This is a genomic window from Streptomyces sp. NPDC001970, assembly GCF_053594115.1.
In genome coordinates, this window is the sequence record NZ_JBSFDW010000038.1 from 19,303 (window position 1) to 27,364 (window position 8,062).

At 67.8% G+C, this 8,062-nt stretch carries 6 protein-coding genes and 3 pseudogenes; 6 read left to right on the plus strand and 3 right to left on the minus strand.

All coding sequences use genetic code 11. The features are described from left to right. Window positions 1–41: 41 nt before the first annotated feature. The 3 genes and pseudogenes from ACWCP0_RS33625 to ACWCP0_RS33635 form a co-directional block, all read right to left on the minus strand. Window positions 42–378, minus strand: a pseudogene (locus tag ACWCP0_RS33625) (ATP-binding protein); the annotation flags it as partial. A gap of 19 nt (window positions 379–397) precedes the next feature. After that, window positions 398–670: pseudogene (locus ACWCP0_RS33630) on the minus strand (transposase); the annotation flags it as partial. 595 nt (window positions 671–1,265) lie between these two features. Next, window positions 1,266–1,817: a Mu transposase domain-containing protein gene (locus ACWCP0_RS33635; protein ID WP_451082543.1), complete on the minus strand. Its 552-nt coding sequence runs from the start codon at window positions 1,815–1,817 to the stop codon at window positions 1,266–1,268. A gap of 247 nt (window positions 1,818–2,064) precedes the next feature. Between ACWCP0_RS33635 and ACWCP0_RS33640 the strand changes: the two genes are divergently transcribed. From ACWCP0_RS33640 to ACWCP0_RS33665, 6 genes and pseudogenes are all read left to right on the plus strand, one after another. Further along, a complete protein-coding gene (locus ACWCP0_RS33640; protein ID WP_451082544.1) occupies window positions 2,065–2,253 on the plus strand; it encodes a hypothetical protein in 189 nt (62 codons plus the stop codon). A 43-nt stretch (window positions 2,254–2,296) separates the two neighbouring features. Continuing rightward, a complete protein-coding gene (locus tag ACWCP0_RS33645) occupies window positions 2,297–3,061 on the plus strand; it encodes a pirin family protein (protein ID WP_451082545.1) in 765 nt (254 codons plus the stop codon). A 1,153-nt stretch (window positions 3,062–4,214) separates the two neighbouring features. After that, complete coding sequence (locus ACWCP0_RS33650; protein WP_451082546.1) at window positions 4,215–4,748, plus strand: GNAT family N-acetyltransferase; 534 nt, start codon at window positions 4,215–4,217, stop codon at window positions 4,746–4,748. 195 nt (window positions 4,749–4,943) lie between these two features. Further along, window positions 4,944–5,321 (plus strand): annotated as a pseudogene (locus ACWCP0_RS33655) (transposase); the annotation flags it as partial. Window positions 5,322–5,437: 116 nt separating this feature from the next. Then, a complete protein-coding gene (locus tag ACWCP0_RS33660; protein ID WP_451082547.1) occupies window positions 5,438–5,752 on the plus strand; it encodes a trypco2 family protein in 315 nt (104 codons plus the stop codon). A gap of 5 nt (window positions 5,753–5,757) precedes the next feature. Beyond that, window positions 5,758–8,062, plus strand: a 2,305-nt coding sequence (locus tag ACWCP0_RS33665; protein WP_451082548.1) for a trypsin-like peptidase domain-containing protein, incomplete at its 3' end; no start/stop codon positions are given.

Genomic DNA, 8,062 nt, shown 5'->3' on the forward strand with positions numbered 1-8,062 from the left:
CGCTATCACCCTTGGGGCAGCGGACCAGCAGGGGGCACCAGTCAGCTGACTGCAGCGTGCTCGGCGCGTGCTCGGGTGCTGGCGAGACGGTAGGAGTCAGTTCCGGTCTCGATGATGGTCCCGTTGAAGGTGAGACGGTCGACGATGGCCGCGCAGAGGCGGGAATCGGTGAACGTCTTGGCCAGCCGCCGAACGAATCGTTGGAGGCGATGGCGACGCTGTTCTTCTCCTCGCGTTCGGTCAGGACCTGGAAGAGGAGTTCGGCGCCGCGGCGGTCGAGTTCCATGTAGCCGAGCTCATCGATGCACAAGAGATCGACGCGGCCGTAGCGGGCGATCGTCTTGAGAGCTGCTTCTCGTCGGCGGCCTCGACGAGCTCGGGCCTCGCGGCGCGCCCGGCGTTTGGCCCGCCTGGTGGCGGAGCGGGTCTGCTTCGCCTGCAACTCGGCCCGCTTGCGGGCGTGCCAGCGCCGGTAGCGGCCAAGACGGCGGCCCTGGTAGTTGTCCCCGTCGGACGTGGTGGCGAGGTTGGCGATGCCCCGGTCCACACCGATCCAGTCCACCGGGTCGGTGTTGAGCGGGGCCTCCGGGATCTCGCAGGTGGCGATCAGGAACCACATGCCGGCCCGGTGCACGAGATCCGACTCGCCCCGCCGGTATTTCTCGAGCATCGCCAACTGGCCCGGGTGCCCGGTGTACCGGACGTTCTTGATCCGCCCGGCCACGGTCCAGACGCTCACCGTCCGCGCGTCGTGCTGCCACGACAGGATCCGGTCGTCGTAGGGCTGGGCCGCATCGGGGCGGAAGACGACCGGCTTCGACTCCGCACGCCTGCGTCGCCTCGACCCGTTTGGGCCGAGGTTTCCCGCCCGGATGTTCCCCCGCAACGTGGCGTAGGCGTCCACAACCTTCTTCACCACCCGCACGGCCGGCTGGGCAGCGAGCCCGAACTCCGACTTCAAGCGGGCGTAGACGAGCTTCTGCAGCTCGTTGCGAGAGGTGGTGCCCGTCTCGTACGCGACCACCGATACCGCATCAGCCGCCCGGTTGCACACGCGCAGGGTCGCCGCCAAAGCCGCCGCCACCTCCGGCGACGGCAACAGCTTCACCTGCACCACGACCTTCACCCCTTCAACCTAACCGCCACCACTGACAACAGCCGAAAGCACAGGTCACGACCAATGCGCAGAGATCTCCGCCGCTCCGCGGCTCCGCTCCAAGGACCCATTCCTCCCCGGCCTGAAGGCCGGGGCATCCTGGGAGAAGTCAGGTGAACTTGCCGGCGGAGCGGGCCTGTTCAAGTGCGGTAGCGCCGGGGAAGGCCCCCGGCTTGCGGATCAGAGCCTCCAGGTAGTGGTCCAGATCCAGGCGGCAGCCACCCTTCGCGATCAGACGCTCATGCCGTGCCACTTCCATGTTCCGGTCGTAAACCACCAGGTGGGAAGCGTGCAGCACAACCCGGACCCGCTTGCCGATCAGCCGGACCGGGACCGAGTAGCGGTTCGTGCGGACCGCGATCTGGCTGTAGCGGTCGACCCTCGGACTGAAGAGCCGGCCCGTCTCGAAGGACTCCTCCGGCAGCGGCATCAGCAGCGGCCGCTCGGTCTCGAAGTACTCGTCGATGGTCCGCGGCCGCGAACCGATCCGGCGCCGCCCGTCACGCAGATCCCAATGGTCGACGAGTTCGTTCAGCTCAGCCAGCGAGTCGACCTCGGGCACCGGGATGAAGTGGTTGCGGCGGAAATAGCCGATCTGCCCCTCCACCCCGCCCTTCTCGTGGGCGCCCTCGATACCGGGCCGTTCAGGAGCCCTGGCCACCCTCGGCATGCTCCCCTGGCGTCAACAGCAGCCGCTGATACCCCCGGCATCTGCCGGTCGCGCCCGGGTGCGTAATGCCCCAGGCGCCCTCGTGGCTCAGCCCACGCGCTCGGCCTCGTGGGAACGCGCCCCTGTTTCGCCCCGGGCACTCTTCCGGCCGCCACCTCCGCATGCCAGCCATCGTCCGGCTGGCGAGGATCAGAGGGCTCACTTAGCGTACAGATGAGCCAGCAGCACGGGAGGCAAAATGGAGGATCTCAAGTACAAGATGATCATGGCCTTGGCCGCGGCGGACCTCGGGGAGCCTCTCTGCGAGCAAGTGGCCGGGATCTGCGCCGAGATTGCCGACCAGCACTGCGCTCAGCTCCATGTCCGCTCCTCCGTCGACCACGTTCCTGAGATCCCCATTCCGAGCCTTTCGAGGGCCAAGCTGTGACCACTCACATTCCTGCTGACGGGGGCCAGCGTTGACTTCAGCCATGCAGCCGACCGTCGATGTACGACGCGGCCGGGAACGTTTCAAAACAAACCTGTCCTGGCTCGAGTCCAAACATTCCTTCTCATTTTCCCATCACTTCGACCCGCAAAATACCCATCACGGTCTTCTGCTGGTCAGCAACGACGACATCGTCACAGCAGGGACCGGTTTCGAGACTCATCCCCATCAGGACATGGAAATCGTCACTTGGGTGTTGCAGGGGTCTTTGGTACACCAGGACTCCACCGGGCATTCTGGATTGATCTACCCTGGTCTGGCTCAGAGGATGAGTGCGGGAACGGGAATTCTGCACTCGGAGAAGAACGACTCCTGGCGCCTGGAGGGCGGGAGCACCCATGCCGACCCGGTGCACTTCGTGCAGATGTGGGTCGTACCGGACGAGGCCGGGATCCCCCCGGGATACGAGCAGCTGGAGATCGACGACGAGCTCCTGCGCAGTGGCCTGACCACAGTCGCCTCCGGCATGGACAAGCACTCCGACACCACCGCCATCCGCATCCGGAACAAGTACGCCGCACTGCATGCGGCCCGGCTCTCGGCGGGCGGCTCGGTCGCACTGCCCGAGGCTCCCTTCCTCCATCTGTACGTGCCAAGAGGCAAAGTCGTCCTGGAGGGCACAGGAGAGCTCCAGGAGGGGGACGCAGTGCGCTTCACTGCAACCGGCGGCCAGCGCATCACGGCCGAACAGCCTTCAGGCGCGGAGATCCTCGTATGGGAGATGCACGCCACCGTCCGGGGCTGGTAGTGGCGCACAGGCCACTCAGCAGGTGACCAGAGAGCAGCGGTACTGCGTAGCGGCAGCAACGGCAACGGGTCGGAGCCCGCCCGCGCACGCGTCGCGGGCGATATCCCAGCCCGTCAAGGCCAGCTCCGCTGGAGGGCGGCGCAGGAAGGTCAGGACGGTCGCGCGTGCCGGACCGGAGGCGGGAGCGTGGAACCAGATGTTCCACCTGACCTCGCCGTTTCGGTTGGGGCTGGTCCGGATGCTGGCCGACACGCGAAAGTGCCTTCCTGAGCTGGGACGATGAACCTTGTCCAGGGGTTTGACCGTCGCCGGCGGAAGGCGACACGAGGTCGCGTGTGTTGAGTCCCGACACCGCTACCTTCCTGCCCGACTTTGCCCCGACCCGTATAGGTCGGGGTCAGTGACGCGTCCAGAGGACCACGGGCGCGGATGACCCGGAAGAGCGCTACTTGGCCCGGGGCGCGGTCTACCGGGGTACAGCAGAGCCCCCCACGGCCCCTGCCACCAACGCGCCTCGCGTTGCGGCCCTGTCCTGCCCATACACCGGCCCGTAGCCCCCTTGGGCCGCGTATTGCAGCGGCAGGCGAAGGCCCTGGGCGATGACGTCCGAGGCCCCGGTGCGAACCGGCACGCCTTGGAACACCAACCGGTCCGGATGCCGCTTGCGTCCCGGATGCCGGGGCCGACGCTCGGCCTTGGGCAACAGCGGCTCGATCACCGCCCACAACTCGTTTCGACATCCCACGGCTTCGTCCGAGCCACCCCGCACCCCCGGATCATCAGTCCCGGAGTGATCCAACCACCTCGAAGATCATTTCGTTGGCCTCGCCGTTTCGGTTGGGGTGCGGCCGAGGGGTTGGGCAGAAACGCAGAAGTGCCTTCCTGAGCTGGGACGATGGACCTTGTCTAGGGGTTCTGTCGTCGCCAGAGGAAAGCACTTTCTGCGTGAAGCATATCGGTTCGCGGCCCCGGCTCGTGGTGTCCACTGACGGGTCGGGGGTGGTCAGGCACGCCGGAGCACGTTTGCTGGCGGACCTCGCCGAAGCGACCGGGCTGACGGCGGCGTATCCTGGAGCCGATCATCGAGGGCGACCCCCGTAAGACTCCCGCGCAACCGACCGACTACCGCAGCTGACAGGACAGCAGAACACCCGTGAGCTCCACGTTGATTCGCTTGATCGAGCCCTCCGACGGCCCCGCACTCGCCGGCCTGCTCTCCCGGGACAAGCAGGCGTATGCGCGCTGGCTGCCCGCGAGGCCCGCAGAGTTCTACACGCCCGACGGGCAAGCCTCGGTCATCGAATCCCTTCTGGCCTCCCATGGCAAGGGGCTCGCGTGGCCCGGCGTCGTGGTCTCCGACGAGACCGTCCTCGGGCAAGTCAACATCAGCTCGATCCTGCGCGGCCCGTTCCAGAAGGGATTCCTCGGCTACTGGGTCTCTTCTCTCTACCAGGGACTCGGGCACACGAGCCGTGCCGTCGGCCTCGCGCTGCGGATCGCCGAAGATGAGCTGAACCTGCATCGGCTGGAGGCACACACCCAACTGGAGAACCTCGCGTCTCAGGCGATCCTCCGCAAGCACGGATTCAGTTCCTGGGGCATCGCCCATGACCACTTCTACGCCGACGGCGCATGGCGCGATGAAGTGTTCTGGGAAAGGAAACTGACCGGCACGCTCGCCTCCTAGCCTCAATACCGGGACTCTGTTGGTGATGTTGGTGGGGTGCTGACACCTGGGCCGGCGGGTGCTTCTCCGGTGGGAGCGGGGCGGTGTCAGCGGTGGGGGGTGGTCGCGGTGTCGTTGCGGCCGGAGAATCGTCAGAGGATCCCGGTCAGGGCGGTGCGGACAGCGCGGGCCGCGTGTCCGAAGGGCACACCGGCGATGCTGATCAGGGACCGGTTGGATGTGCTGTTCGAGGATGAGGAGTTCGCCGGTCTGTATCCCACGGACGGCAGGCGGTGCCTGTCGCCGGGGCAGCTGGCGCTGGTGTCTGTGCTGAAGTTCGCGGAAAACCTCTCCGACCGGGCTGCGGCGGACGCGGTGCGGACCAGGATCGACTGGAAGTACGCGCTGGGCCTGGAGCTGGACGATCCCGGGTTCGACTACTCGGTGCTGTGCGAGTTTCGCGCCCGGCCGGCCGAGGCCGGTGCCGCCGGCGGGCTGCTGGAGGTCATGCTGCAGCGCCTGAAGGAGGCCGGCCTGCTCAAGCCCGGGGGGCGGCAGCGCACCGACGCCACCCACGTGCTGGCCGAGGTCCGCTGCCCGGACGGACTTGACCCTCGCCCCAGTGCCCAGGGATTGTGCGGTGCAACTCGCCTGGAGGGACTAGCGTGTTGTCGCACTGTGGTTCGTCGCGAGTTCCAAGGGGGTGTCCGGTGCCGGACGCGGTTTGGGTCGGTCTGGCGGAGGCCGTGCGCGGCGTGCGCGCCGAGCTGCAGGCGGCGATGGCTCAGGGCCGGGGAGAGCCGCTGCGGTTCGAAGTCGGTACGGTCGAGTTGGAGTTCGCCGTGGACGTACGCAAGGAGAAAGCGGGGGATGCGACGGCGAAGGTGTTTGTCCTGTCGTTGGGCGGCAAAGCAAGTAACGCCACGGCTGACTCCCACCGATTGAAGATCACTCTGCAGCCGACGGACGCCCAGGGCAATCCGGCCAAGGTAAGCAGTCGGATCGACGAGCTGCCCGCCGAGTAAGAACCGTGGCAGGGGCGTGGTTCGACCGTCGTCGCCTGGCCGAGGTATGGGCGGCACGGCCGGCCGGCGACGGCGGGGCCTCCTTCGGGACAGGGACCTTGGTCGCCGACCGTCTGGTGCTGACGGCCTGGCACGTCGTGGCCGACGAGTGGGGCCGACCGTACGAGCGCGTGCTGGTCCGGCTCGTCGGCGGGCGGCTCTGTCCGGCAGAGATCGAATGGGCGGATCCGGCGGTTGACGCCGCTCTGCTCACTGTGCCGCTTCCGAGAACGGGAGGGCCAGACGGCTGGCGCGTACCGGATGGTCTGGTGCCGGCGCGGTTCGGGCGTCTCGTCGGCCAGGGCGTACGGGTGGCCTGTCAGGCGACCGGGTTTCCGGACAGCCTCACGCCGACGGGCACCGACCGGGAGATCGACCAGGTCGACGGGCACATCAACCCGGTGGCGGGCTCGCGTACGCACCAGTACCTCATCACGGTGGCACACCACCCCGACCACAGCCGACCGGCACCCGATGCCCGTCGCGCGGGCTGGCACGGCATGTCGGGGGCGGCTGTCACCTGCGGACCTCTGATCACCGGCGTCGTCACCGAGGACACGCCCGGCTTCGACTCGCGCCGCCTGACGGCCGTACCAGTGCATGTGCTCGCACGGCAGCCCGGCTTCCGGGGGGCGATCGAGAGAGCCGTCGGCCGGCGACTGGTCCTCGAACCGGTGGAAATGCAGGACGTCTTCACCCCCTGGTATCCGGCCCTCGCCCCCGCCTCCCCTGCCTCTCTACTGCGGCCCGAGTACGAGATCGTCGGCTTCCGCCCGCGTAGCGAACTCAGCACTCTGCTGGAGTGGTGCCATACCGGACCCATCCTGTCCGGCCTGCTGATGACCGGACCCGGCGGGCAGGGCAAGACCCGCTTGGCCCGCGAAGTCGCTTCCCGACTGGACACCGAGGACTGGGCGGTGGGGCTGATGGCCCAGTCGGAACAGCTGCCGGCCGAGCATCTGAGGGCGCTCGCGTCATCGGCATGGCCTCTGCTGTTGATCATCGACTACGCCGAGACCCGCACAGCGTTCGTCACGGCACTGATCAATCACCTCGCCGTGTACCCCAGTGGGCACCCGGTGAGAGTGCTGATGCTCGGGCGGACGGACGGCGACTGGTGGAAGCAGGTACGCCGCGACGTAGCGACCACAGCCGCGCTGTCGCCGCGCCCCCTGCAGCTGCCGCTGCTCGAGGCCGCCGACGGCGCTCTGCTGTTCGATGCCCGAGAACAGGCACGGCAGCAGCTCTCTGCGGGCCTTGCCCGGATTCCCGGGTACTCCACGGCCACCGTGCCGGGCACTGCGAAGGACACGGCCCCCGAGGCACGTCATGCCCTGACCCTGCACATGTCTGTGCTTGCCGAACTGCTCTCCGGCAATGGCGTGGCGGGAGAAAGCCCTGAGGACGTCATCCTCAGCCATGAGCATTCCTACTGGAGCCGCACCGCCCACCATCACGGACTGGGCTCCGAGCAGCAGCGCCTGACCGCGCTGACCACGGCCCTCCTCACGGGAGCCGCGACCCGGCCACAGGCTGTCGACACCCTCGCTCTCGCGCCCGGTCTACGCGACACCCCGGAAGACACGCGTCTGCGCCTCGCCACCTGGATCCACGACCTCTACCCGCCCGATGCCCCGCGTGTCTACTGGGGCACCGTGCATCCGGACCGACTGGCCGAGCACCATCTCGCCCGGGCACTCTCGGACCACCCGGAACTGCTCGACGCGGTCCTGCCACACATCATTCACGATCAGGCCCTGCACGCCCTGACCGTACTCACTCGGGCCCTCGCGCTACCTCTCCCGACGAACACCCTCGGAGAGCGGCTACAGAACTTGATCACCGCGCATCCGGCGACGCTCGCGCTCCCCGCGATCACCATCGCACCACAGGCCCAGACCGCGGGGCCGCTGTTGGAAGCTCTGTACCCCATCTGTACCGATCCGGACCTGACGGAGGAACTTCGCGACGACCTGTACGCCGCGGTCCCCGACCAGACCCAGCGTCTGGCCGATCACGCCCTCACACTGGCCGGCCGGCAGGTCGACCAGTACGCCAAGGCGCCGGCCTCGTACGCGTGGTGGCGAAGCCTGCGCCGCCGCGGGGACACCAGTCGCAACGAGAGACTCGCCGTCGCACTGGACAACCTCTCGACGCGACTCGCCGAACTGGGCCGGTGGGAGCAGGCGTTGGAGGCGAGTACGCGTGCGGTGAAGATTCGCGAGAAGTTGGCGGCCGCGCGCCCTGAGGTGTTCCTACCGGACTTTGCGG